This window comes from Pseudomonas sp. B16120 (assembly GCF_044218845.1).
GTDB lineage: Bacteria > Pseudomonadota > Gammaproteobacteria > Pseudomonadales > Pseudomonadaceae > Aquipseudomonas > Aquipseudomonas paracarnis.
The window spans coordinates 829,224-854,443 of record NZ_CP162588.1; the positions used below are offsets into that span (position 1 = coordinate 829,224).

Sequence of the window (25,220 nt, forward strand, 5' to 3'; positions counted from 1 at the left end):
AGCGGCTCGCTTCGCATCGTGGTTAGCTGATTGAGTTCTGCGCGATGGGCAACTCGACGCAGAATTTCGCGCCGGCCTCGCCGTTGGTAACGCTCAAGCGCCCACCCATGTTTTCCACAATCCCATAGCTCACCGAGAGCCCCAATCCGGTGCCGACGCCGATTGGCTTGGTGGTAAAGAACGGTTCGAAAATCCGCTCCAGCAAGCGCGGGTCTATCCCGCCGGCGTTGTCTTCGACCCAGATGCGTACATGGCGGCTGTCGTGCTCGCTGTGCAGGGCAATCCAGGGGCGCAGGGCAGGGTCTTTTTCTCGTTGGCTGAGCAATGCGTCACGGGCGTTGACCATCAGGTTGATCAGCACCTGTTCCAATTGGTCGACATAGCCTTTGACCTGCACCGAGAAGTCCGCGGGGCTGATGCGCACGTCCACACCTTTGCCGCGCAGGCCTTCGCTGAGCAGGGACAGAGTGCCTTCCAGCGCCTGTGCGGGGTCGAACGGTTGCTGCTCGATTTCCGAGCGGCGGCCGAACACGCGCATATGGTCGACCACCCGTGCTGCACGTTGCACCTGGGCGTCGATGCGCTGGAGTTTTTCCGTGAGGTAGTCGATTTGCACATCGCCATTGCCCAGGCGCTTGAGCACGTTGACGACGGCCATGTGCATCACGTTCAGCGGTTGGTTGATCTCATGGGCCAGGCCGGTGGCCATTTCGCCGAGGGTGGCCATTTTCGCGCTTTGGGTCAGTTGCTGCTGGGAGCGGCGTACTTCGGTGTTGTCGCGCCCCACGGCCTGCACCTCGATCAGGGCGCCTTGTTCATCGAAGACGCCACGGTCCGACCACACCCACCAGGCATGTTCGCGCCCCGGCAGTTGCAGGCTGATTTCCGCCGTGCTCACCGGGAATTCCGGGGTCAGTTGCTGGATGCGCTGTACAAAGGCGGCGCGTTGTTCATCCGACAGCCACTGGCCCAGGTCGATGCCTGGCAATTGCTCGGGCCGACATTCCAGGTAATTGGCCAGCGGCGTGTTGCCGAAGGTGAGGATCAGGTCGGGGCGGTAGCGACAGATCATCGCTGGCGAGTCTTCTACCAGGATGCGGTAGCGTTCTTCACTTTGGCGCACCTGCTCGGCGGCCAGGGTCGCTTCGGTGACGTCCAGCCACAGGCCTACGGCTTCCACCGGCAGGCCGAGGTCGTCGCGCAAAAGCTTGGCTTCGTCGAGCAGCCAATGGTAGTTGCCTTGTTTGTCGCGCAGGCGGTAGCGGCTGCGCACGTTGCCTTCGCGCAGCAGTTGGCGGGTGCGTTCGAAGTAGCGTTCTCGGTCGTCGGGGTGGATCAGCGCTGCCAGGGTGTCGTGGTTGCAATCGGCCAAGGTCCAGCCCAGCAGCGGCAACAGGCTGGCGCTGAAAAATGCCGGGTGCAGCGCGCCGTTGACGTAGCGCTGCACATAGATGACGGCCGGTGAGCTGGCGATCAGGTTGTCCAGGCGCGCATGGGCGGCGGCGGCTTGCAGTTGCTGGTTCTGGATGTCGCTGATGTCGAGCATGAAGCCGATCCAGCGCCGTTCATTGCCGGCGCCCAGCACTTGGCCTTGTATGCGGTACCACAGGGGCGACTGCTCGGACTCGGTGCGTTGCAGGCGCACGCTGGTCAGCAGTGGCTTGCCCAGGGCTTGCAGGTCTTTCAGGCGGCTGTCGAGGGCCTGGCGGTCGGCGGGGTGGATAAGTTCGAGCCAGGTGCCGAGAGGTTGGCGGGTGGGGCCTTCGTCCAGGCTCAGGTTGCGCAGCAATTGTGGCGCCAGCTGGATCTCCTGGGTGGCGGGCAACAGTTCCCACCAGCCAGTGCCGAGCAGGCCTTGCAGGGCTTCAACCCGTTCCAGTTGCTGGTGGTGACGCTGTTCGCGCAGGCGGCCCAGCAGCGGCGCGGCGAGTGCTGCGCACAGGTTCAGCCAGTCACGCTCGCCGGTGTGGTGTGCCTGGCCGTTATAAAAACCACACAGCAGCCACGCGGCGGCGCCATGGCTGTCGCGGTACGGCACCAGGAAGCCGTCGGCATTGCCAAATACACCGTGCAGGCGCGGGTTGTCGCTGCGCCCCTGGACAATGTCCAGGCTCAGTGGCGTGTTGCCGTTGATGCTGTCCAGGCTGGTGCCCAGGTGTTGCCCGGTTTGCCATAAGGCCGGGGCGTCGTGGGCGGCGTAGTGGCTGTAGATGCGCCAGCCCTGGTCATCTTCGTCGAGCAGTGCCATGGCGACGCAGGGGATGCGCCAGCGCTGGGCCACGCTGCGCAGGTGTTCGCTGAACACCTGGGGTAAGCGGTTGAGGCTGCACACGCGCAGCTGTTCGCTCATCAGGGCGGCGAGTTGGTGGTTCTGTTCGCGTTGCTGCACCCGTACTCGGTCGGCCAGCAGGTCAGTGATGTCCAGCAGGTGCAGGGCCCAGCCGTCACCCTCCGGCTCGATCCAGCCGCGGGTATGCAGGGCCTGGCCGGCAGCGCCCTGAAAGTCGAGGTCCAGGCCGTGTCGTTGCCACTCCTGCGGCGTGCCCTCGACACTCAGTGCGCTATCGGCACACAGCAAGGTCTGCAAGGGCGCGTTGGCAAGATGCTGGGCAAGTAAAGGCTTCAAGGTGCCCGAGATGTTCAGCACCCGACCCAGGTTGTCCAGTTGCACTTGCAGGCCCGGCGCGGGTGCTGCTGGCGCGTCCAAGGCCAGGGCGCTGGTGCGCCCGCGCAGGCGTGCGAACAATTTATCCCCCGTCGTCAAAACTGAAGGCTCGAGGTAGCAGTGAGGTTGGTGGGCAGGTTGGGTACGGTGCCCACCCCGGGCAATACCAGCGCCGGCAAGACCGCTTTGATATTGGCCGAGGGGTAGGTGATCTTCACTGTCAGCAAATTATTGGTGTAGGTGGCGGTGATATAGCCGGGCAAGAATTTCAGTGAGCCGGGGATCCAGTTCAATTGGGCCTGGGCGGCATCCTTGGCGCGTTGCACCACCAGGGCCGAATAGCCTGCGGTGCTGGGGTCCAGGGACACACTGCGGCGTACCCCTTCAGCCGCCGCCTGGTGAAATGACTGCATCAACAGCAATGGCAAGCTGTAGCTGAGCATGCCGTAGAACACCGCAAAGAAAATCACGAAGACCAAGGCAAACTCGATCGCCGCAGCACCTTTTTGCTTTCTCGGGAGGCTCGATTTCATGACTGCGTCTACCCTGAGGCGAGTACTTGATATCAGCATAGAATCATTCAGCCAAAAGGGATGTTTTTTACGTGATCCAGACGCTAGTGATTGTGCTGTGGTTGGGCGTATGTGCCGTGCAGGATATTCGCCAGCGCCAGATTGCCAATACGCTGACCCTGGGCGTTGGGCTGCTGGCGTTGATCTACCTGCTGTGGGCGGGGTCGACCTGGCTGGGCGCGCCCCGCAGCGAGGGCGGCCTGGCCTTGGCTTTGGCACTGGTACTGACCTTGCCGGGCTATGCGTTGGGCCGCTTTGGCGCGGGAGACGTGAAGTTGCTCGCCGCCCTGGGGCTGGCCTCCAATATCGAGTACCTGCTGGGGTCGCTGATCTGTGCGGGCATCGCCATGGTGGCCTGGACACTTATGCATCAAGGGCTTAGCTCAAACCGCGTTGAGCGGGGAGGGCAAGCGTCAACAAAACAGCCTTTTGCGCCCTTCGTTTTGACAGGTTTTGCCGGCAGCTGGTTTTGGATCCATCAGTCGCGCGAGTTGATTAATGCTATGTACATAGTCGGAAAGTACGTCTACGTTTAATCAGGAGTTGTGTAGGAATTTTCGTCAGAAAGGATAGGTCATCATTTGGCTTGCCAGGCATGGAGTAGCGCGTGAACAAGCTTACGTCCGCAGTAAAAGTGCTCGTAGTCGACGATCAACCCTTAATCGTAGAGGAGCTCTGTGAATTTCTTGAAAGCAGCGGGTACCGTTGTGTCCCGTGCGAGTCCAGTGAGCAAGCTGTCCAGCGTTTCAAGGAAGACCTTCAGATCGGTTTAGTGCTGTGTGACCTGCATATGCCGGACATGGACGGCATCGAGCTGGTCCAGGCGCTGCAACGCATCGCCGGCAAACATCGCGCGTTCGAAGCGATCATGCTTACCGGGCGCGCCGACAAGCAGGATGTGATCAAGGCCCTGCGTGCGGGCATCGCTGATTACTACCAGAAGCCGATCAACCTCGATGAATTGCTCGAGGGCCTCAAGCGCCAGGAAGTGGCATTGGAGGAGCGGCAGAAAGACCTGCAGCTGGGCACGCTCAACCAGAAGCTGCAGTACCTGTCCGAATCCATCAACGACTTGTATATGGACTTGGACAAGGTGCGCCGAAATCCGACGCCCCAGGACCATGACGGGGACCCTTCGGCCGATGAAGCCGGGCCGTTGGAGATCCCGGCGATCTTCAATCAACTGTCACCGCGCCAGTTGGACGTGGCCCGCCTGGTGGGCAAGGGCCAGACCAACTACCAGATTGCCTGTGAGCTGGGGATTACCGAGAACACGGTCAAGCTGTATGTGTCCCAGGTATTACGCCTGACCCATATGCACAACCGCACGCAGTTGGCGCTGGCGTTGTCACCGAACAACTCGGCGATGCGCCAGCGAGTAACGGCGCACTAGCACCGCCCCCTGTAGGAGCGAGCTTGCTCGCTCCTACAGGGGGGATTTTATTTGCTGCCCTGCGCAGTCCCGCCTACTTTCTGATCAAAAAACTCCGGGATTGGATGCTTGTTGCTGTCCAGCCAGCGCTTGAGCGCCTGTTCGCGTTCTGCCGGCGTGGTTTTTTGCGGGTTGGCCGAGGCTGCACGCCCGCTCAGTTGCAGCGCCATCCAGTTTTCCGTTTCTGCCTGCCGGGGTGAAGATGGCCCCGCTTCGATGGCCGAAGCAAGGAGGGGCAGGGCCAGGCAGGCAAGGCCGGCAAGGTGGTGGAATTTCATCATCGACTCCCTATTTCACAGAGGCCGGCAGCGTGTCGCTGACCGCCGCTACCTGATCTTTGACTGGACGCTGCGGTGCCGTGCCAGCCTCCTTGAGGTGTTGCGCCCGTGCCTGGGCCCGGGTCACCTGATCAGGGCTCAACCCGAGTTGGCCGACCACTTTCGCGGCCTGCTCCCAATTGTCCTGATAGATCAGCAAGGTCACCAGGTTCACTGCCGCCAGTTGATCGCTTTGCTTGAGCTCGATGGCGGTCATGAATTCAAAGCGTGCGTCGTCCAGGCGCCGTTGATCGAGGTACACCACGCCCAGGTCATTGCGGATTTTTTCGTCGGTGGGCGCCAGCCGTGCCGCACGTTGCAGGTGAGCCATGGCCTGGCCGTTGTCGCCCTTGGCCGATGCCAGTTGCCCCAGGCCGTGCTCACCGTCGGCGGCCAGGCAGGTGCCCAGCAGGCTGCGGTACAACGGCTCGGCGTCAGCACGGCCCAGCAAGCGATAGGCACGGGCCTGGCGTTGACGAACCTGGGGCAGGGTGCTGGGCAGGTTCTGCAGGTTGGCGAGGCTGGCGTGCAGCTTGCCTTCGTTGGCCATGTCATCGGCCAGGTTCAGCGACAGCTCCTGGTCGGCGCTGGGCTTGGGGCAACTGCCCGGCGCCAGCAACCCGGCCCACGGAACCTGGCCATTGCTGGCACAACCGCCCAACATCAGCAGGCTCAAGGCGACGATCAGTGGTTTCATGGCAGGCTCCTCAAAAATTATTCAAGGCTCGGGAGATGGCGATCATGGCCGGCCCCCCCAGCACGATCAGCAAGGCGGGAAACAGGAACACCATCATCACCACGGACATCTTCGCGGACATCTTCGAAATGTATTCCTGCAGGCGGGTCAGGCGGCGGTCGTCGAGCAACTGCTTGAGGGCCAGCAGGGATTTCATCGCACCGCCGCCTTGGTGGATCAACTGCTGAAGGATGATGCAGGTGTCGGTGAACTCATCCACGGCCAGCAGGCGTGCGGTCTTGCCCAACTCTTCGGACAGCTCCAGACCCGAGTCGACCCTTGCCAGGACCAGCCGCAGTTCATGGGTCAGGTCTGGCAGCAAGCGCTGGGCTTCGGTGCTCAACACCCGCAGCGATTGCTCAACTGCCATGCCGGATTCGAACAGGATGCGCAGCAACGGAATGAAGGTGGAAATTTCCCGAGCGATGCGCTCCTGGCGGTATTTCGCGCTGAGGGCCAGGATGCGTTTGGGCAGCAGGTAACCGATGCCCAGGGCAATTGCCGGGGCAATCCAGGGCGAGCCAGCATGGGGGAACAGCAGTTGCTGGCCGAGCAGGGTCAAGCCCAGTAGCACGATGGGCACGCCGATCTGGAAAGCCGCAAACATGGACCGCTGGTTGGCTTTGCGCCAGCCGACGCGGTTGAGCAGGGTCTGGGTTTCGTTGTCCAGGCTGACCGAGCGCTGGGCCACGGCGCTGGCGCCCAACTGGCGCATCAGGCTGCCGAGTTTGTCCTCGCGGGTCAGTTGGCCTTGCAGGCGTTGGCTGACCAGGCGTTGACGGCGCTTCTGCTCCAGCAGGTTGCCGACGATCAAGGCGACGGCGGCGAGCGACAGCAGGATGCAGATCAGGATGGCCATCTCAAATACTCCGCAACATGCGCCACATGACGAAGGTGCCCGTGATGTCGAGCGCCACCGCGGCCAGCAGCAGGTAGCGCCCTGTACCGTCGTTCCACATGCTCATCAGGTAGCCTGGGTTGACCATCAAAAAGTAGCCGACCATGGCGATGGGCAAGCCCGCCAGCACATAGGCGGTCATGCGCGTTTCGCCGGTCATGGCCTTGAGTTGGCGCGCACCCTGTTCGCGCTCGCGGATCATCTTGATCAGGTTTTCCAGCAGCTCGCTGGCGTTGCCGCCGTAGCGGTGGTTGACCTTCAGGCCCAGGGCAAACAGGCGGAACTCATCGCGTTCGTAAAACTCGGCAAAGTCGCTGACCGACTCCGGCAGGCTCACGCCCATTTGCACGTTACGCTGGATGCGGCTCATCGCCTGTTTGAGCGGCGCTTCGGTGCTGTCGATTGCGCCCAGAACGGCGTCTGCCAGGGTGCGCCCAGACTTGAGGCTGCGCACGCTGTGGTCCAGCAGCTGCGGTAATTGTTCGACCATGCGCTGCACTCGCCGTTGGTAGCGCCAGGCGATATACACCCGCAACAGCAGCGGCGGCAGGATCAGCATGGCCAACAGGCCTAGCCCGCCGGCCAGCAGATAGCCCAGCAACATGCCCGCGGTCCAGCCACTCAGCCACAACCCCAGGCGGTCGGTGGGCTTGCCCAGGCCGGCGCGCTGGAACATGCGCTCCAGCGCAACCCAGCTGCCGTTCGGCTCCTGGGCTACCGGCTGGCCATCGGAGAGCCGCTCCAGCACCCGATCGGTACCGGCCTGGCGCAGCCCTCGCTGGAACAGCCAGACGGACAGGCTGATCAGCAGGATGCAAATGAGCAGCAAGACAAGTCCGGTCATAAGCCCTCTCTACAACGGCAATGCCGATTCACGCCGCAGCTTGTCGCCGGCCGGGTTGAGCGCTTCGCGCAGGAAGCCAAAACCGGTACGGCGGTCGAGGCGGAACAGGGTGTTGGTGACATACACGTCGTCGCGCACGCCCACCACTTCTACCACCTCGCTGACGCAACGGCGCCCATCGGGCAGGCGCGTCAACTGGATCACCACATCCAGTGCGGCGCAGATCATCTGCCGCAGGGTTTTCTCCGCCACCACACGGCCGGTCAGACCCACCAGGGTTTCCAGGCGCAATAGCGCGTCCTGGGCATTGTTGGCGTGCACGGTGCTCATGGAACCGTCATGGCCGGTGTTCATGGCCGTCATTACGTCGAGCACTTCGACGCCACGGATCTCGCCAAGGATGATGCGGTCCGGGCGCATCCGCAGGGCGTTGCGAATCAGGTCGCTGGCCTTGACCTCGCCATGCCCCTCGGCATTGGGCGGGCGGGTTTCCAGGCGCACCACGTGGGGGTGGCCCAGTTGCAGCTCGGCCACGTCTTCGATGGTGACCAGGCGTTCGTGGGGGTTGATCAATTGGCTGAGGATATTGAGTAGCGTGGTCTTGCCGGTGCCTGTGCCGCCACTGATGAGGATATTGCAGCGCTTGCCCACCGCTTCCTGGAAGAACTCGAAAATAGGGTGGTCGATGGTCTGCATCGCCACCAGGTCGCTGCTCTTGAGCATGTCCTTGCGAAACTTGCGGATCGACAGGCAGGGACCGTCCAGGGCAATCGGCGGGATGATCGCATTGACCCGGCTGCCATCTGGCAAGCGCGCATCGACCATCGGTGACGACTCATCCAGGCGCCTTCCAAGGGGCGCGAGAATGCGCTGCATGACGCGTTCTACATGGTGCGCGTCGATAAAACGCAGATCGCTCTGATGGAGTACTCCGTCACGCTCGATAAACACCCGGTGCGGGCCGTTGACCAGAATCTCGGTGATCGACACATCGCGCAGCAGCACTTCCAGCGGGCCGAAGCCAGTCAGCTCGTCGACGATTTCCTCGGCCAGGCGCTCCATTTCATAGCGCGAGATCGCCAGGTGCATGCGCGTGATGTATTCGGCCACTTTGTCGATGACAAATTGCGCCAGGGATTGGCGCGAGCCTTCCAGCAGATTCTGGCCCGACTCTTCGATGGCATCGATGATGTAGCGATGCAGCACCAGTTTCAGGCCATCATGGTCGTTGTGCGCGGCGCTTCCACGGGCCGGGGCGCCGAAGAGTTTTTCGCCGTTCATCGACTCGCCCCCAGCAGGCGTTCGAACCAGCGTGTCGAGGGTTTATCCAAGCCTTCGGTACGTTTGGCCAGGCGCTCGCCCAGGTGACGCAGGGCTTGGGTCAACGCTTCGCGGGGGGCCAGGGTGAACAGGCTTTGCCCCTGGTTTTTGGCGTTCAGGCGCACTTCCGGGCTCAGGGGCAGCACGGCGATGCACTCCAGGCCGAAGCTTTTTTCCAGGGCTTCGGTGTCGGGGGCACAGCCTTTGATGTAGCGATCGACGAGCAGCTTGGCATGGTCGAGCTTCATGCCTTTTTCGCGCCACAGGTTCAGCACCGCCAGGTTACGCCGACAGTCGAGCACTCCCTGGTCGGTGCACCACAGCAACTTGTCGCAGTGGCTGACAAAGGTACGCAGGGCTTCGCTGTCCGCTTGCCCGGTGAGGTTGACCACGATGTGCTGGAAGTGCTGGCGCAAGGCGCTGAGCAACATGTACAGCTCGGCGGCGCTGGTCATTTCCAAGGGTTCATCGCTGGCGGCGTAGGCAAGGATCCGCAGGCCGTCGTCGGTGCTGGTGAAGGCGCTGTTGATGAGCGTGGCGTCCAGGCGGCGCAGGTGGCGCAAGGCGTCGCCGAAATTGAAGGTGCTGTCCAGGCCCAGCAGCGCGAGGCTATCGCCCCTGGGCAGGCCGAGGTCGAGCATCAGCGTCTGCTGGCCGCTTTTTTGCACCACCATCGCCAAGTGGCTTGCCAGCAAGGCGCCATCGGTGTTGCCCTGGGCACCGTAGAGCACGGTGAGGCCGCCGAGGTGGGCGTTCGGCGCGGTGGGCGGCAAGCGCTTGCTCAGGCGCCGCACCAGCCCGGCCACTTCGCTGGAGCGCGAGCCATAGGCGACAAAATCCCGCGCACCGGCACGCATGGCGTTGAGCACCAACTGGTTGTCCATGCCGTCGCCCAAGGCCACCACCGCCAACATCGGCTTGGCTTCCAGGGCGCCTTCGATCAAGGCGCTCTGGGCCACCAGGTGTTCACGGTCCAGGCCCACGAACACCAGGTTGGCGAAGGTCACGTCCACCAGTGCCAGCAATTCATCGAGGCTGCCGCCGCCCACGCTGATCACTTGGCCAAGGGGCGCCAGTGCACCTTGGAGCCATTCCAGGTCGGTGCTGTTGCGGGTGATTGCCAGGAAGGTCTGGCTCAGGCTATCGCTCATTGGGAAAGTCCGCTGCGACGGTCGAAGTTGCCGTTTTCCAGGAAGAACAGCCGGAACCAATTCGGGTCATAGGTGCGCAGTTTTTCGCCGGGCAGCGACGGCAACTGCGCATTGGCAGCCAGTGGCTGGACCAGATGCGGCGTGACAATCATCAGCAGTTCTTTTTCTTCGCTGTTGATATTGGAGTCGCGGAAAAACGCACCAAGGATCGGGATATCGCCCAGGCCCGGGAGCTTGGCGATGGTGGAGCGGTTGGTGCTGCTGATCAGGCCGCTGATCACAAAGCTTTCGCCATCGGCCAGTGACACACTGGTGTCGGTGCGTCGGACGGTCAGGGCAGGCACCTGGATGCCCTCAATCCGGATCGCGTTGTTGTAGTCCAGCTCGCTGACTTCCGGGGCGACCTTCAAGGCGATGCGGTTGTGGTCGATGACCGTGGGCGTGAGGGTCAGGCGAATGCCGAACTCCTTGTACTCGATGGTGATGGTATCGCTGCCGGCACTGGGCACCGGAATCGGCACTTCGCCGCCGGCCAGGAAGGTCGCGCTCTGGCCGCTCATGGCCACCAGGCTCGGGCGTGCGAGGGTGTAGGCGAAGCCACTGCTTTCCAGGGCGTTGATCAGCGCCTTGACCCGGCCACCGCCAAAACCGATGTTGAAGCTGTCAGCGCTCACCGGCAATTTGAAGATGCCCTCTGAAGGGGACAGCAAGCTTGGGCTGCCGAGGAAGAAATTGTTGCCCATGCCCAGGATCTTGGTGCTGGCTTCCTTGAGCTTGGTGCGGCTGACCTCGACGAAGCGAATATCGGTCTGCACCTGGCTGGGCAGCGTCGGGTCTTCGGAGGGCGACAGCGATTGGCTGGTCAGCGCCGAGGTGGCCTTGCCTTTAACGAACACCATGCTCTGACGCGGCGTGGTCGAGCAGCCGGTCCACACCATCAGGCTGGTGGCACCGCTGCCGACACCGGTGAGCAGAAAGTGGCGGTCGCCGTTGACCCGCACGTCGGCGATTTTCGGATCGCCGATAGCCAGGCGTGTAATCGCTACCGGCGATTGCAGCTCGGTCTGCAAGCCTTCGCCCACCTCGATCACAGCGGGCAGTTGGCCCAGGGTGTTGCAGTTGCCCGATGCGCCCATCGCCATGCCCAGGGGCAGGCACGGCAGCATCAAGGCCAAGGCCAATTGAGCGTAGCGTTGGCTCATTCAAGGCATCCTTGTTCAATCAGGGGGTAGGTTGTGCCGCCGCCGCGCCGCGAATCACTTCGACGCCCCGACGCTGGCCGGTGTCGGCCACCGCGGGGGTGATTTTTTTTGGCGGGCCGCTGAGGGCCAATTGGGTGAATTGGTAGAGGTCGCGGTTGGCGCTTTGCACCTTGTCCGGGGTGTCGCTTTCGCCGGCCCAGTAGCGGCTGAGCAATTGTTCGTCGGCACTGCGCACGGCCAGGCGCAGCGTGCCGGCTTGGGAGGCGAGCATCAGTCGGCTCAGCAAGGGTTCGGGCACCGCCAGCACCACACTGCGCGCGGCAGTGCGGCGTTGGGCAGCCTGGGCGCGTTCTTCGGCGGTGGCGGGTGGCGGTACGGCCGGGGTGCCGTCGTTGGCCAAGCCCAACTGGTCGCCGACGCTGAGCAGGCGAATCGCTGGGATGACCACCTGCGCCGACTGCTCGGCATTGGCATTGTCCTGGCGCAAGAACAGCAAGACATCCACGTAATCGCCGGGGCTCAACTGGCCACCGGCACCGATGACCTCATCGACGGCGACGGCCAGTGCGCGTTCGTTTGTACGAATCATGCGGGCCAGGGGGCCGCCGGCGGTGAAGCTCTCATCATTGAGCCAGGTGCCGGCACCCAGGGCCCGCAAGGGCGTGCGGCCGATGGCCTGGTCAACGCTGGTCAGGCTGCCAGCCGGCACGGTGCGCAGTTTTTCCACGGCGACATCGGCAGCGGTGAGGGGCACAAAAGGCGCAACCGCGTGCACCAGCACCACGACCGGCTGGCGGGTCTGGTCTTCCACGACAGCAACGGTTTTTTCAACGGAAATGACAGGTGCTGGCGAGGGCGCTACGGCGGGTGCCTGCGGACGGCTCAGCACCAGGCCCCAATACCCTGCAACCAGGGCTCCGATAAGCAGCAAGCCAGCAAGGACCATGCTGATACGACTGTTCATGACGGCGCTCCCTATCCTGTTGCACTGCTTTTATTCCCGTTAATCCAAACGAGTTAAATTCGCAACTGGGCTGTGATGAACAACTAACGATTTGGCTATTTGAAGGTAGCCCAGCTAGGACAAATTGCCATTACTGAATGAAAAATTTATCTGCGCGGTTAAAGCGAGGGCTGTAAATAACGGATTTGTGGGGCTGGCGCGGCGACTAATGCTTTATGATTAATTCGTTCTTACAGTTGTGAGTGTTAAATTTGTTGACAATGCTCTAGTGGCACACGGCAATCATTGTGCGGGCCAGCTGTATCGGCGCTTTGTGGCGCATGAAGGAGATCTCATATGATCCTTGACCTGTTCTTGAAATTTTACATTCACGCTCAGTTATTCCTGCGCCGTAGAGACGGGGCGTCGGCCATTGAATATGTGATTATTGTGGCGATAGTTGCGTTGGTTATCGTTGGTTTCGGTTCCGAGATTGGGGATAAGATAAAAGGTATCTTTCAAAAAATCTCCGATGAGCTGCCGGCTGCGACTTAGCTGTGATTGCTGTACGTATCTGTTCCGGTGATTCTTTTTATCAGGTACCGCCCATGACCCACCCTTCGTCATCCCGCCAACAAATCCTATTGGTGGATGACGAGGAGGATGCGCTGATCGAGTTGGCCGAATCCCTCGAAAACGAGGGATTCGTCTGTTTTACCGCGACTTCCGTCACCTTCGCCTTGCAAGAATTGACACTTAACCCCGATATCGCCCTGGTCATCACCGATCTGCGCATGCCCGAGGAAAGCGGTATCTCCTTGATCAAGCGCCTGCGCGAACACACCTCACGCTCGCATTTGCCTGTGATCGTGATGTCTGGCCATGCGGAAATGGATGATGTCAGCGATATGCTGCGCTTGCAGGTGCTGGATCTGTTTCGCAAGCCGATCTACCTGGCTCGCTTGCTCGATACCCTCAATAGCCTGTTTCCCCTCTCTACACCTGGTCGGTAACGGACCGGCACCGCTTATCAAATGTGGGAGCTGGCTTGCCTGCGATAGCGGTGGTTCAGTTAAAGATTCATTGACTGACACACTGCCTTCGCGAGCAAGCCCGCTCCCACATTTGGCTCGTGGGGTGCCAGGCACTTAGTCGCCGACTGTCCGGCCCTCATCGCAGGCAAGCCAGCTCCCACCGTTTGATCGCGGGGGCTCAGGTAGAGAGGTTTCGGCTGTCAGGCCGAAGGGATCTGTCGGGCACTGATTCTGTGAGCAACACAGACCCTTGTGGGAGCTGGCTTGCCTGCGATAGCGGTGGCTCAGTTAAATATTCATTGACTGACACACCGCCTTCGCGAGCAAGCCCGCTCCCACATTTGGCTCGTGGGGTGCCAGGCACTTAGTCGCCGACTGTCCGGCCCTCATCGCAGGCAAGCCAGCTCCCACCGTTTGATCGCGGGGGCTCAGGTAGAGAGGTTTCGGCTGTCAAGCCGCAGGGATCTGTCGGGCACTGATTCTGTGAGCAACACAGACCCTTGTGGGAGCTGGCTTGCCTGCGATAGCGGTGGTTCAGTTAAAGATTCATTGACTGACACACTGCCTTCGCGAGCAAGCCCGCTCCCACGTTGATTACAGGTGCCCTCATCACAGTTGATAACTGAAACTCAGCGTATATCGCGGCCTGCGATTAAAGCTGTCCAGGGCGATATCCGACATTGGCTTGGCCGCCTCCAGCGCGATGTTGTAGTACTTTTTGTCGCCAAAACGTAAACCCACCGCCGCCGAGGACATGTCGTTGGCCTTGACCGGCAGGTCGTTGAACCAGGATTTGGCGCGGTCGACTACGACGTAGGGTTGCAGGATCTTCACCCAGTTGCCGGTGCGGTTGAAGCTGTAGTTGACCTCGTACGCCACCCCCCAGCCCTTGTCGCCCGAGCCTTGGTCGTCCGGGTAGCCACGGCCGAAATTCTGCCCGCCGAAGGTCGCGCGCTCGCTGTCGGGCAGGGTGTTGTCGCTCCAGTACAGCGCACCCGACAACACGCCTTGCCAGTTGTCGAAGAACTTGTCGCTTTGCACGCCGGAAAGGCGCAGGCGGAAGAAGTCGAGGTCGGGTTTGGCCACGCCCAGGTCACTGCGGGCCTTGGCGCCCAGACCGTCGATGCCCTGGTACAGACCACCACTGATGATGCGCAGGCGTTGCGCGTCGGCTTTGCGCCAATCGCCTTCGAAGGCCAGGGCGCGCAGGTTGGATTCGATGTCGAAACGCAGCGGGTAGCCCACCAGTTTATAGCGCGTGGTCTGGTCGACCGCGTACAGGCGCGTGCCCAGGGTGAGCGACTCGGTGGGGGAGGCGATGAACGGATGGCTCAGGCCAATGGAGTAGCGGTCTATGGACTGGTGCGGCTTGAGTTCGAAACCGCCGTCCAGTTGCACGCTGCTGTTGGGGTCGGCGCGATAGCGTTCGGCGGCGAGTGCCAGTTGGGTGCCCTCGGCGTTGATGAACTGGTTGTAGTCCACACGGTAGTAGTGTTCTTTGTCCTCGCCGGGTGGGAACAGGCCGCTGACGCTGAGCTGCTCGCCCATGGACGTCTGGGAATTGCTGGTGGCGCTCAGCAACGCTTGCGTGCCGCCACGGCTTTTTTGCACCAGGCTCATGCTGGTGGTGAAAGGTTTGCGGCTGGCCTGGATCTGCATGTGCGTGGCGCCATCAGTGGTGCCCGGTGGCGGTACTTGCGCCTGTACGCTGAGGCCGGGGATGCGGCTCATCAGCGTGGTGTAGCGCTCGAAAGTCTTGCGGGTCAGCGGGCGCTCAGCCAGGAGCTTCTGCGCGAGTTTATCGACGTAGGCCGACACCGAACCGATGTCGCCGGTTTGTTGATAGTCCTTGATGTAGCCCTCCACCAGTACCACGCGGACCAGGCCGTTTTCGAAATTCTGTTGCGGCAGGAACGCGTAGGACAGCAGGTAGCCATCCTCCTGGTAACGGCGGGTGATCCCACGGGTCGCTTCAATCAGTTGGGCGAGGTTGGTTTCTCGTCCAATCAACGGCGCATACACCTGTGCCGTCTCGGCGAGCGGGTAGACCGTTCCGCCTTCGATCTGCAACTTTCGAATAGTGACCTTGGTGTCCATCAACAGCGGCTGACCGGCAGTCGGTGGCGCTTCAGGTACCTGGGTTTTCGACGAGGGTGGTCGGTAGGCGTCGGCGGGCAGGTTGGGCACCGGCAGGGTGCGGACAGTGTCGTTGCTGTTAAGAAAGCTGGGAAGGGTCTCGGCCTGGACGTAGGCACTGAGGGTGAGCAATAACAACGGCGTCAACACGCGCATAGGACACTCCATGGTCAACTGCAGCAGCGCTTCGGGCCCGCCGGGTTCTGGGACTCGGTTCGGGAGGGTGGCGATTGATAAAGCGTGTCGCCGCCCATAAAAAAGACGAGAGACTTATTAAAGGTCTCTCGTCTCAACCAAGCGTAGGCGCTGTAGGGGAGGCCGTCTAATCGGCCAGGTGCATTTCTATTTGCCGGTCAGGCCGTTCAACAAACCGCCCAGACCGCCAGTGGCCGTAGTGCCGCCTGTGGTTGTGGCCGTGCCGGTTGCTGTGGCGGTGGTGCCGATATTCAGGCCACCGAGCAAACCACCGCTGGTGCCGCCAGTGGTGCCGCCCGTCACCAGGCCACCCACCGAGGCGACGGTGCCGCCGACCGCTGTGACGGTGGTGCCTACCGCGTTGGTGATCGGGTTGGCGTTGGCCGCCGTCAGGTTGGTACCCAAGCTGCTGACTGCGCCGCCGACTTGAGTGACCAAACCATTCACCGGAGCACCCACACCGGTAGTCGTGCCGATGGTTTGCGTCAGGTTGGTGACGCCGCTGGTCACAGGATTGAGCGCTGCGCCGACATTGGCCGCCACGGTGGCGACCGGTGCGGTAGCTGCGGTGTTTGCTACACCTGTGCCACCCAGCACAGTGCCCAGCGACGCAACGGTGCCGCCGACTGCACCACCGGTCACACCCGCTGCACTGACGGTGCCGTTGGTGTTGCCCACGTTCAGGCCGGTACCTACGTTAGCCACCAGGCCACCCACCAGCTCTGGAAGGCCGGAAGCCGAGGTGCCACCGGTTGGGGCCACATAACCGCCCGATTTATCCAGTGTGCCACCGACGCCAGTGAGCACGGTGCCGACAATACCGGTGACCGGGTTGCCCGTGCCGCCAGTGCTGGCGACTTGAGTACCCAGGCCAGTGACAGCCGAACCGACTTTATCCAGTACGCCATTGAGTGGAGCGCCCAGGCCGGTTGCGTTGCCCAGGTTGCCGGTGGTGTTTTCCACCAGCGACACTACAGGCACCACTACTTTGCTGCCTAAGGTATTGGTCAATGAACCCAGTGGGCCCGTGGTGCTGGCCGTGCTGAGGGTATCGCCGAGCATGGTGACGGTGGTGCCGACTTTATCCACAACGCCACCTACCGCAGTGCCTACTCCGCCTGTCACACCGCCGACGACGGGTACTCCCCCGAGGGTGGTTGACAGTGATTGGCCGGTGGTCGAGAGGCCGCCGCCCAAATCGGCCACCCCATTACCTACGCCTGCTACCGTGGTGCCCAGGGAGTTGGTGTTGGTGCCCAGTGAGCCCAAGCCGGCGGTTACGCCAGTGCCGATGCTGTTAACAGCGGTGCCTGCCGAGGTGACCAGGCCGCCAGCGGTTGCGCCGACGATGGGTACGCCATTCAACGTCGAACCCAGGTTACCGACCGCTGTACCGACATTGCCGACTGTGGTGCCAAGGGTGCCGGCGATCTGGCCGGTGACCAGTGGGGTGGTTGTCGAACCAGTGCCGCCGCCAGTGCCGCCGCCAGTGCCGCCACCAGTACCACCGCCAGTGCCGCCACCAGTACCACCGCCAGTGCCGCCGCCGGTGCCGCCACCAGTACCACCGCCAGTACCGCCGCCGGTGCCGCCGCCAGTGCCGCCACCAGTGCCGCCACCAGTGCCGCCACCAGTACCACCGCCAGTGCCGCCGTCACCACCGCCCGTGCCACCACCGGCTCCACCGCCAGTGCCGCCGTCACCGCCGCCCGTGCCACCACCGGTTCCACCGCCAGTGCCGCCGTCACCGCCGCCTGTGCCACCACCGGTCCCACCGCCTGTACCGCCATCACCGCCACCAGTACCTCCACCTGTGCCGCCTCCGGCGCCTGCACCCGCATCCGGCGATGACGCCGCCACGCTGGATTTATGCCCGCCACCACCGCTGCTGCAGCCGCCCAGGCTCATTGCCAGAACGAGGGCCAGCGCGGTACTTGCTTTCCAAAACACGACTTGAGTTTTCATGATTGAGTTCCTTGCACCTGGTACAACCTTGGTTGTTTCAAACCCTCGTTATTTCTTTGGATAACGATAGGTTTGTCCGTGTGGCTATCTCAGGCCAGGGCACTCTTTCACGCAATGCTCAACTTGGTATTAACGATTTATATACACCCGGGCTTAGTCGGCTTAGGAACTAATACCAAAGGTGTAATGGGAGTGTGTTTCGGATTGTTTAGATGATTAAAATCAAAGGCTTGTAAAAAAGCGGCGGACCTCTCAGGGTCCGCTATAACTTAGGGTGTATATATACAATTAATCAGGGGGTTTTCAGGAAATCGGCTGCCACTTGCCCCGCATGTGTTGAATATCCCCAGCGCCTTTGAGTTCCAACCCTCCGCTGGAACCGGCCGCGCTACTTATTAATATCACTTCACTGGGCAGGCGCACCGGCTTCATGAACTCGACGTCAATTTCAATATTGGCGGCCGGCAAGTGTTCTGCCAGCGCCGCGAGGGTGCGGGCCTTGTTCCACAACCCGTGGGCGATGGCCTGGGGAAAACCGAACAGCTTGGCGGTAGGCGCACTAAGGTGGATGGGGTTGTAGTCGCCAGACACGCGTGCGTAGCGGCGGCCTATGTCAGTGGGCGCTTTCCAGCGCGTCAATTCGGTGAGCGTGCCTGGGGTTTGCAATCCGCTCTCCAGGGCTTCGCCTTCCAGCTTCACGCCCCGGCATAACATTTGGCTTTCGGCTTCCCACAAGAGCCCAAGGGCATCCTCTATAACGGTGACGATGTCAAAGGTGGCCCCCTTGGGATGGGGGCTGAGATTGCGTGCGTAGACACCGACACTCACGTCACCGACTCCACCCAAAGGCCGATGAATACGGATGCGATTGCGCAGGTGGATCAACCCCAGCAGTGGAAATGGAAAAGTCTTGTCCGTCAGCAATTGCAGTTGCAGGCCGAACGCGAGGATATGCGGATAAGTCGCGGGCAGCATCGGGCTGTCAGCAAAGCCGCATACCTTGCGATAAGCCGCAACCGCGCCGGGATTGACACTTATCCGGCAGCGCAACCCACGTTCGGGCAATGTGCTGCCGGTGATCTTGCGCTTGAGCGCCGCGCGCCAATACAGCGGCAGTAGAGACGGGGTGCTGTCCAACGTTTGCCATTGCATGCTTACGCTCCCAGAAGACTTTGCCCACACACTCGCAGCGTCTGGCCGCTGACCGCACCGGAGCCCGGCTGGCTCAGCCAGGCGACGGCTTCGGCCACATCCTGGGGCAAGCCACCTTGACCCAGGGAACTCATGCGGCGCCCGGCCTCACGCAGGGCGAAGGGGATATGCGCGGTCATCTGGGTTTCGATAAACCCAGGCGCAACGGCGTTGATGCTGATCCCACGTTCCTTCAACAGCGGCGCCCAGGCTTGAGCCAGGCCGATCAATCCGGCCTTGCTTGCGGCATAGTTGGTTTGCCCACGATTGCCGGCGATGCCACTGATGGAGGCCAGCAACACCACCCGAGCGTTGTTTTGCAGTGTGTCGTTGTCGAGCAGGGCCTTGGTCAGCACTTGCGCAGCCTTGAGGTTGACCGCCAGCACTGCGTCCCAGTATTCCGGGGTCATGTTGGCCAGGGTTTTGTCGCGGGTGATGCCGGCGTTGTGCACCAGGATGTCGAGCCCGTCTGGCAGGTGCTCGATCAGTTGGCGTGCGGCATCTTCAGCGCAGATATCCAGCACCACCGTGCGCGCATTCAGGCGTGCGGCCAGGGCTTCAAGGTCGGCCTTGGCCTGGGGCACATCGAGCACAATGACCTCGGCGCCGTCGCGGGCCAGGGTTTCGGCGATGGAGGCACCGATGCCTCGAGCGGCGCCGGTAACCAATGCCTTGCGCCCGGCCAGCGGGCGCGTCCAATCTTGCACCGGCGTATCGCAGGCCGCCAGGCGAATCACCTGGCCGGAGATATAAGCGCTTTTGGGCGAGAGGAAAAACCGCAGCGCGCCTTCCAACTGATCTTCGGCGCCGTCGCCCACGTACAGCAACTGCAGCACGCCACCGCTGCGCAGCTCCTTGGCCAGGGAGCGGCTGAAGCCTTCCAGGGCGTGCTGGGCGCTAGCGGCGAAGGGGTCGCTGAGGCTTTCCGGCGCTCGGCCAAGGATTACCAGGTGTGCACTGTGGTCGAGATTTTTCAGCAGCGGTTGGAAGAATTCGCGCAGTTGCTTGAGCTGCTCGGTGTGTTGCAAAGCACTGGCGTCGAACACCACCGCCTTGAGCTTGGGGCCGTGTCCTGGAATCCACGCGGGCGCTGTCGAGGCTTCGGCGCCGTAGCTGTAGACGGCGTCGGTGAGTCGGTTGGCAAATGCCAGCACCTGGGTTGCCAATGCGCCACCGCCCAGCAGCAGGGCGCCTTCGACCGGGCGCAGGCGCCCGGCTTGCCAGCGTTCCAGGCGTACCGGTGACGGCAGGCCAATGGCGGCGACCAGGCGATGGCCGAGGCTTGAGTTGGCGAAGTCGATATAACGGTCAGACATGGAACGCTCTCCGAAGGCTGGGGTTCAAAGGTTGACCACCCTGGGGTGGCAGTCGTTCGATTGAGCCTAGGCTAGGCTTGATGATTCCACCCACCACCACAAGGGAGCTTTCCATGACTCAATTGCGCCGTGTAGCGATCATTGGCGGTAACCGCATTCCTTTCGCCCGTTCCAATGGCCCCTATGCCACGGCGAGTAACCAGGCGATGCTGACTGCCGCGCTGGAGGGCCTGATCGAGCGCTACAACCTGCACGGCCTGCGCATGGGCGAGGTGGCCGCCGGCGCGGTGCTCAAGCATTCCCGTGATTTCAACCTGACGCGTGAATGCGTGCTCGGCTCGCGCCTGTCACCGCAAACCCCTGCGTACGACATCCAGCAAGCCTGCGGCACCGGGCTGGAGGCGGCGCTGCTGGTGGCCAATAAAATCGCCCTGGGCCAGATCGAATGCGGCATTGCCGGCGGGGTGGACACCACCTCGGATGCACCGATTGGTGTGAATGAAGGGCTGCGCAAGATCCTGCTGCAAGCCAACCGCAGCAAATCCCTGGGAGATAGATTAAAACTCCTGTTACAACTTCGTCCTCATCACCTCAAGCCGGAACTGCCGCGCAACGGCGAACCGCGCACCGGTTTGTCCATGGGTCAGCACTGCGAGCTGATGGCTCAGACCTGGCAGATCCCCCGCGCCGAGCAGGACCAGCTTGCGCTGGAGAGCCACCAGAAGATGGCGGCGGCCTACGCCGAGGGCTGGCACAACGATTTGCTCACGCCCTTTCTCGGCCTCACCCGCGACAACAACCTGCGCCCCGACCTGACCCTGGAAAAACTCGCCAGCCTCAAGCCGGCCTTCGAGCGCAGCGAAAAGGGCACGCTCACCGCCGGTAACTCCACGCCGCTGACCGATGGTGCCTCTCTGGTGCTGCTGGGCAGCGAGGCGTGGGCCAAGGAGCGCGGCCTGCCGATCCTGGCTTACCTGCGCGATGGCGAAGCAGCGGGGGTGGATTTCGTCCACGGCGCCGAGGGCCTGTTGATGGCGCCGGTGTATGCGGTGCCACGCTTGCTGGCGCGCAACGGCCTGACCTTGCAGGACTTTGATTACTACGAGATCCACGAGGCCTTCGCCGCCCAAGTGCTGTGCACGCTCAAGGCCTGGGAAGACGCCGACTATTGCAAGACCCGCCTGGGCCTGGACGCACCGCTGGGGTCGATCGACCGCAGCCGGCTCAACGTCAAGGGCAGTTCCCTGGCGGCGGGCCATCCGTTTGCCGCCACCGGTGGGCGGATCGTCGCCAACTTGGCTAAATTGTTGGATGCGGCGGGCAAGGGCCGTGGGCTGATTTCCATTTGTGCCGCCGGTGGCCAAGGCGTGACGGCGATTATCGAACGCTGATTGCCGACAAAATTGGCCCATTGAATGCATTCTCAAGGGGTCAGAGGTCAGTAGCCTCTCCCCCCGGCGAGCCGATTGCCGTATAACGAGTTCCACACGCGTGTTTGGTAATACAGGACCCACAATAAAAGCTGATGAAGACTCCTAAACGCATTGAACCCCTGATCGAAGACGGTCTGGTCGACGAAGTGCTGCGCCCTCTGATGAGTGGTAAAGAAGCAGCTGTTTATGTGGTGCGCTGCGGCAATGAATTGCGTTGCGCCAAGGTTTACAAGGAGGCGAATAAACGAAGTTTTCGTCAGGCATCCGAATACCAGGAAGGCCGTAAGGTCCGTAACAGCCGCCAGGCACGAGCCATGGCCAAGGGCTCCAAGTTCGGCAAGAAAGAAACCGAAGATGCCTGGCAGAACGCGGAAGTGGCGGCGCTGTTTCGCCTGGCCGGTGCGGGCGTTCGTGTGCCCCAGCCGTTCGACTTTCTCGAAGGCGTACTGTTGATGGAACTGGTGGCCGACGAATACGGCGATGCGGCGCCGCGTCTGAATGACGTAGTGCTGGAGCCGGACCAGGCGCGCGAATACCACGCCTTCCTGATCTCCCAGATCGTGCTGATGCTGTGCACCGGCCTGGTGCACGGTGACCTGTCCGAGTTCAACGTACTCCTCACGCCTACGGGCCCGGTAATCATCGACCTGCCCCAGGCGGTGGATGCGGCGGGCAACAACCACGCGTTCAGCATGCTGGAGCGCGATGTCGGCAACATGGCTTCCTACTTCGGGCGTTTTGCCCCGGAGTTGAAGAAAACCAAGTACGCCAAGGAAATGTGGGCGCTTTACGAAGCCGGCACCTTGCACCCGGCCAGTGTATTGACCGGTGAGTTCGACGAACCGGAAGAACTGGCGGATGTGGGCGGTGTGATCCGTGAGATCGAAGCGGCGCGGCTGGATGAAGAGCGTCGCCAGGCAATTCGCGCAGCGGATGACGCGCCACCGAGCAAAGTGCCGGACGAGCCACCGCCGCCGCCTTGGATGCAGTAACTCACAATGTGGGAGCTGGCTTGCCTGCGATGCAGGCACCTTGGGGTATCAGTGACACCGAGGTGATGCTATCGCAGGCAAGCCAGCTCCCACATTGATCGTTCCCACGCTCTGCGTGGGAATGCATCCCTGGACGCTCTGCGTCCCAAAGCGTGACGCGGAGCGTCGAAAGCGGCATTCCCACGCGGAGCGTGGGAGCGATCATTGCGTACGGTCTGTCAGGCGCAGCAGTTGCCCGCGGCCAACTCCTTGAGGATCGGGCAATCGGGCCGGTGATCGCCTTGGCAGTGCTCCATCAGGTCCTGCAAGGTATCGCGTAGTTGCCCCAGCTCACGAATCTTGTGGTTCAGCTCGTCGATGTGCTGGCGCGCCAGGGCTTTTACGTCGGCGCTGGCCCGCTGCCGGTCCTCCCACAGGGTCAGCAACTTGCCGACTTCTTCCAGTGAAAACCCCAGGTCCCGCGAGCGCTTGATGAACGTCAGGGTGTGCAGGTCGTCGTGACCGTACACCCGGTAGCCGCTGTCGGTGCGGTGGGCGGTTTTCAGCAGGCCAATGGCTTCGTAGTAGCGAATCATCTTCGCGCTTAGCCCGCTGGTGCGGGCGGCTTGGCCGATGTTCATGGGCGTTGATCCTCCAAGTCCTTGGGTTTCCAGGTTTTCAACAGCAGGGCGTTACTCACCACGCTGACGCTGGACAAGGCCATGGCGGCGCCAGCCAGTACCGGGTTGAGCAGGCCGAAGGCGGCCAGGGGAATGCCGATCAAGTTATACACAAAGGCCCAGAACAGATTCTGTCGAATTTTCGCGTAGGTCTTGCGGCTGATCTCCAGGGCGGCCGGCACCAGGCGCGGGTCGCCACGCATCAAGGTGATACCGGCGGCGTGCATGGCCACGTCGGTGCCGCCGCCCATGGCGATGCCGATATCGGCAGCGGCCAGGGCTGGTGCATCGTTGATACCGTCGCCGACCATGGCCACCACGCCGGTTTTTTTCAGCTCGGCCACGGCAGCGGCTTTATAGGCGGGCAGTACTTCGGCATGCACATCGTCGATGCCCAAGGCCTCGGCCACCACCCGTGCACTGCCGTGGTTATCGCCGGTGATCAGGTGGCTGCTGATGTGCTGCGCCTTGAGTTGTTGCACGGCTTGCAACGCGCCGGGCTTGAGCGTGTCGCCAAAGGCAAACAGCCCCAGCACGCGCGGCTGCGCACCTTGCTCGATCAGCCAGGACAAGGTGCGGCCTTCGGCTTCCCATTCCTTGGCACGCGGGCCCAAGTCGCCTGCGTCCAGGCCGGTTTCTTCCAGCAAGCGGCGATTGCCCAGCGCCAGTGGCCGACCGTCGAGCGTACCGGCAATGCCGCGCCCGGTGAGGGATTGGCTGGCGCTCACATCGGCCACGTCCAAGCCTTTTTCGCGGCAAGCATCCAGCACGGCCTTGGCCAATGGGTGCTCACTGCCGCGCTGCAAGGCGCCGGCCTGTTGCAACAATAGGGCTTCGTCACCATCCACGGCCGCCAAATGCGCAATGTTGGGCGCGCCTGAGGTGAGGGTGCCGGTTTTGTCGAACACCACGGCGCTCACGGCGTGGGCACGCTCCAGGGCTTCGGCGTCCTTGATCAAAATGCCATGGCGCGCGGCGACGCCGGTGCCGGCCATGATCGCGGTCGGCGTGGCCAGGCCCAAGGCACAAGGGCAGGCGATCACCAATACGGCGACCGCATTGATGATGGCGGTTTCCAGGGAGGCGCCGTACAGCCACCAGCCCACCACGGTAATCAGCGCCAATACCAGCACGGCCGGCACGAACACCTGGCTGACTTTATCCACCAGTTTCTGAATCGGTGCCTTGGCGGCCTGGGCGTCTTCGACCAGGCGGATGATGCGCGCCAGCACACTTTCTGCGCCCAGGGCCAGGGTGCGCACCAGCAAACGGCCTTCACCGTTGATGGCGCCACCGGTGACCGCATCGCCGGGTTGTTTGGGCACCGGCAGGCTTTCGCCACTGATCAGCGCTTCATCGGCATGGCTCAGGCCTTCCACCACTTCACCGTCCACCGGGAAGCGTTCGCCGGGTTTGACCAGCACCAGGTCACCGTGCTTCAACGCACTGATGGCGACGTCTTCTTCGCGGCCGTCCTGCACGCGGATCGCCCGTTCCGGCCGCAAGGCTTCAAGGGCGCGGATGGCGCTGGCGGTCTGGCGCTTGGCGCGGCTTTCCAGGTATTTGCCCAGCAGCACCAGAGCGATCACCACCGCCGAGGCTTCGAAGTACAGGTGCGGCGTCACGCCTGGGGCGGCGGTGAGCCATTCGTAGATACTCAGGCCGTAGCCGGCACTGGTGCCGATCGCCACCAGCAGGTCCATATTGCCGGCGCCGGCGCGCACGGCTTTCCACGCGGCGACATAAAAGCGCGCGCCCAGGATGAATTGCACCGGTGTGGCCAGGGCAAACTGTATCCAGGCGGGGAGCATCCAGTGCAGGCCGAAGGGTTCTACCAGCATCGGCAGCACCAAGGGCAACGCCAGCAGAATGCCCGCCACCAGCGACCAGCGCTCGCGGCGCAGGCGTCGGGCTTGATCGGCGTCGGTGGCGGTTTCGCTTTGGGGCAGGGTGGCGGTGTAGCCGGCTTTGTCGACAGCGGCGATCAGCACGCTGGGGTCCATCTGGCCCTGTACTTCGATGTGCGCGCGTTCATTGGCCAGGTTGACGCTGACACGTTGCACGCCCGGCACCTTGCCCAGCGCGCGTTCGACCCGCCCGGCACAGCTGGCACAGGTCATGCCGCCGATGGGCAGGTCAAAGGTGGTGGATCCATTCATGGGGCAGTCCTCCAGAAGAAGTTGCCACTAGGATCAACCTTAACCTGTGGGGAAGGTCAA

At 62.3% G+C, this 25,220-nt stretch carries 22 protein-coding genes; 6 read left to right on the plus strand and 16 right to left on the minus strand.

Going from position 1 to position 25,220, the window contains the following annotated elements; genetic code table 11:
• Positions 1-22: 22 nt before the first annotated feature.
• Complete coding sequence (locus AB4P90_RS04040; protein WP_395605678.1) at positions 23-2,764, minus strand: PAS domain-containing protein; 2,742 nt, start codon at positions 2,762-2,764, stop codon at positions 23-25.
• Positions 2,761-3,198 (minus strand): TadE/TadG family type IV pilus assembly protein, encoded by a 438-nt coding sequence (locus AB4P90_RS04045; RefSeq protein ID WP_003188217.1) that lies wholly within the window; start codon positions 3,196-3,198, stop codon positions 2,761-2,763. Before AB4P90_RS04045 ends, AB4P90_RS04040 begins: the two co-directional genes overlap by 4 nt.
• A 71-nt stretch (positions 3,199-3,269) precedes the next feature.
• On the opposite strand from AB4P90_RS04045, the gene AB4P90_RS04050 reads away from it, so the two are divergent.
• Together AB4P90_RS04050 and AB4P90_RS04055 are read left to right on the plus strand one after the other, a co-directional pair.
• Complete coding sequence (locus AB4P90_RS04050) at positions 3,270-3,773, plus strand: prepilin peptidase (protein WP_122300896.1); 504 nt, start codon at positions 3,270-3,272, stop codon at positions 3,771-3,773.
• 71 nt (positions 3,774-3,844) lie between these two features.
• Complete coding sequence (locus AB4P90_RS04055; protein ID WP_014716747.1) at positions 3,845-4,630, plus strand: response regulator transcription factor; 786 nt, start codon at positions 3,845-3,847, stop codon at positions 4,628-4,630.
• Positions 4,631-4,677: 47 nt separating this feature from the next.
• Here the strand turns inward: AB4P90_RS04055 and AB4P90_RS04060 are convergent, their stop codons facing one another.
• From AB4P90_RS04060 to cpaB, 8 genes are read right to left on the minus strand one after another with little or no spacing between them, the layout of a single operon-like run.
• Complete coding sequence (locus AB4P90_RS04060; protein ID WP_003188221.1) at positions 4,678-4,947, minus strand: DUF3613 domain-containing protein; 270 nt, start codon at positions 4,945-4,947, stop codon at positions 4,678-4,680.
• Between the two features lie 10 nt (positions 4,948-4,957).
• Positions 4,958-5,683 (minus strand): tetratricopeptide repeat protein, encoded by a 726-nt coding sequence (locus AB4P90_RS04065; protein WP_019818344.1) that lies wholly within the window; start codon positions 5,681-5,683, stop codon positions 4,958-4,960.
• A gap of 10 nt (positions 5,684-5,693) precedes the next feature.
• Positions 5,694-6,581: a type II secretion system F family protein gene (locus tag AB4P90_RS04070; protein ID WP_019818343.1), complete on the minus strand. Its 888-nt coding sequence runs from the start codon at positions 6,579-6,581 to the stop codon at positions 5,694-5,696.
• Between the two features lies 1 nt (position 6,582).
• Entirely contained in the window at positions 6,583-7,464 is an 882-nt protein-coding gene (locus tag AB4P90_RS04075; protein WP_014716750.1) for a type II secretion system F family protein, read from the minus strand.
• Between the two features lie 9 nt (positions 7,465-7,473).
• Positions 7,474-8,745 carry a CpaF family protein gene (locus AB4P90_RS04080; protein ID WP_014716751.1) on the minus strand — a complete coding sequence of 424 codons (1,272 nt, stop codon included), beginning with the start codon at positions 8,743-8,745 and terminating at the stop codon, positions 7,474-7,476.
• Positions 8,742-9,935: a Flp pilus assembly protein TadZ gene (locus AB4P90_RS04085; protein ID WP_014716752.1), complete on the minus strand. Its 1,194-nt coding sequence runs from the start codon at positions 9,933-9,935 to the stop codon at positions 8,742-8,744. The genes AB4P90_RS04080 and AB4P90_RS04085 overlap by 4 nt, the downstream gene beginning before the upstream one ends.
• On the minus strand, positions 9,932-11,137 hold the full coding sequence (locus AB4P90_RS04090) for a type II and III secretion system protein family protein (protein WP_014716753.1): 1,206 nt from the start codon (positions 11,135-11,137) through the stop codon (positions 9,932-9,934). Before AB4P90_RS04090 ends, AB4P90_RS04085 begins: the two co-directional genes overlap by 4 nt.
• A gap of 19 nt (positions 11,138-11,156) precedes the next feature.
• On the minus strand, positions 11,157-12,101 hold the full coding sequence (gene cpaB, locus AB4P90_RS04095; RefSeq protein ID WP_038448732.1) for a Flp pilus assembly protein CpaB: 945 nt from the start codon (positions 12,099-12,101) through the stop codon (positions 11,157-11,159).
• Positions 12,102-12,437: 336 nt separating this feature from the next.
• Between cpaB and AB4P90_RS04100 the strand changes: the two genes are divergently transcribed.
• The gene (locus tag AB4P90_RS04100; RefSeq protein WP_073453197.1) at positions 12,438-12,635 is read left to right on the plus strand and encodes a Flp family type IVb pilin; all 198 of its coding nucleotides are present in this window, start codon (positions 12,438-12,440) and stop codon (positions 12,633-12,635) included.
• 53 nt (positions 12,636-12,688) lie between these two features.
• Positions 12,689-13,093, plus strand: coding sequence for a response regulator (locus AB4P90_RS04105; RefSeq protein WP_020302459.1), 405 nt, complete (start codon positions 12,689-12,691; stop codon positions 13,091-13,093).
• A 630-nt stretch (positions 13,094-13,723) separates the two neighbouring features.
• Here the strand turns inward: AB4P90_RS04105 and AB4P90_RS04110 are convergent.
• The 4 genes from AB4P90_RS04110 to AB4P90_RS04125 form a co-directional block, all read right to left on the minus strand.
• A complete protein-coding gene (locus AB4P90_RS04110) occupies positions 13,724-15,406 on the minus strand; it encodes a ShlB/FhaC/HecB family hemolysin secretion/activation protein (protein ID WP_020302458.1) in 1,683 nt (560 codons plus the stop codon).
• Between the two features lie 186 nt (positions 15,407-15,592).
• Positions 15,593-17,410 carry a collagen-like triple helix repeat-containing protein gene (locus tag AB4P90_RS04115; protein ID WP_395605679.1) on the minus strand — a complete coding sequence of 606 codons (1,818 nt, stop codon included), beginning with the start codon at positions 17,408-17,410 and terminating at the stop codon, positions 15,593-15,595.
• A gap of 303 nt (positions 17,411-17,713) precedes the next feature.
• Positions 17,714-18,562: a MaoC/PaaZ C-terminal domain-containing protein gene (locus AB4P90_RS04120; protein WP_020301947.1), complete on the minus strand. Its 849-nt coding sequence runs from the start codon at positions 18,560-18,562 to the stop codon at positions 17,714-17,716.
• Between the two features lie 2 nt (positions 18,563-18,564).
• Positions 18,565-19,917, minus strand: a complete 1,353-nt coding sequence (locus AB4P90_RS04125) for a 3-oxoacyl-ACP reductase (RefSeq protein WP_014716759.1) — start codon at positions 19,915-19,917, stop codon at positions 18,565-18,567.
• Between the two features lie 113 nt (positions 19,918-20,030).
• On the opposite strand from AB4P90_RS04125, the gene AB4P90_RS04130 reads away from it, so the two are divergent.
• Both AB4P90_RS04130 and AB4P90_RS04135 read left to right on the plus strand, forming a co-directional pair.
• Complete coding sequence (locus AB4P90_RS04130; RefSeq protein ID WP_395605680.1) at positions 20,031-21,308, plus strand: acetyl-CoA C-acetyltransferase; 1,278 nt, start codon at positions 20,031-20,033, stop codon at positions 21,306-21,308.
• 134 nt (positions 21,309-21,442) lie between these two features.
• Positions 21,443-22,342, plus strand: coding sequence for a PA4780 family RIO1-like protein kinase (locus tag AB4P90_RS04135; protein ID WP_014716761.1), 900 nt, complete (start codon positions 21,443-21,445; stop codon positions 22,340-22,342).
• A gap of 218 nt (positions 22,343-22,560) precedes the next feature.
• Here the strand turns inward: AB4P90_RS04135 and cueR are convergent, their stop codons facing one another.
• The gene (gene cueR, locus AB4P90_RS04140; protein ID WP_014716762.1) at positions 22,561-22,962 is read right to left on the minus strand and encodes a Cu(I)-responsive transcriptional regulator; all 402 of its coding nucleotides are present in this window, start codon (positions 22,960-22,962) and stop codon (positions 22,561-22,563) included.
• Complete coding sequence (locus tag AB4P90_RS04145) at positions 22,959-25,160, minus strand: cation-translocating P-type ATPase (RefSeq protein WP_020301946.1); 2,202 nt, start codon at positions 25,158-25,160, stop codon at positions 22,959-22,961. Before AB4P90_RS04145 ends, cueR begins: the two co-directional genes overlap by 4 nt.
• Between the last annotated feature and the right edge of the window lie 60 nt (positions 25,161-25,220).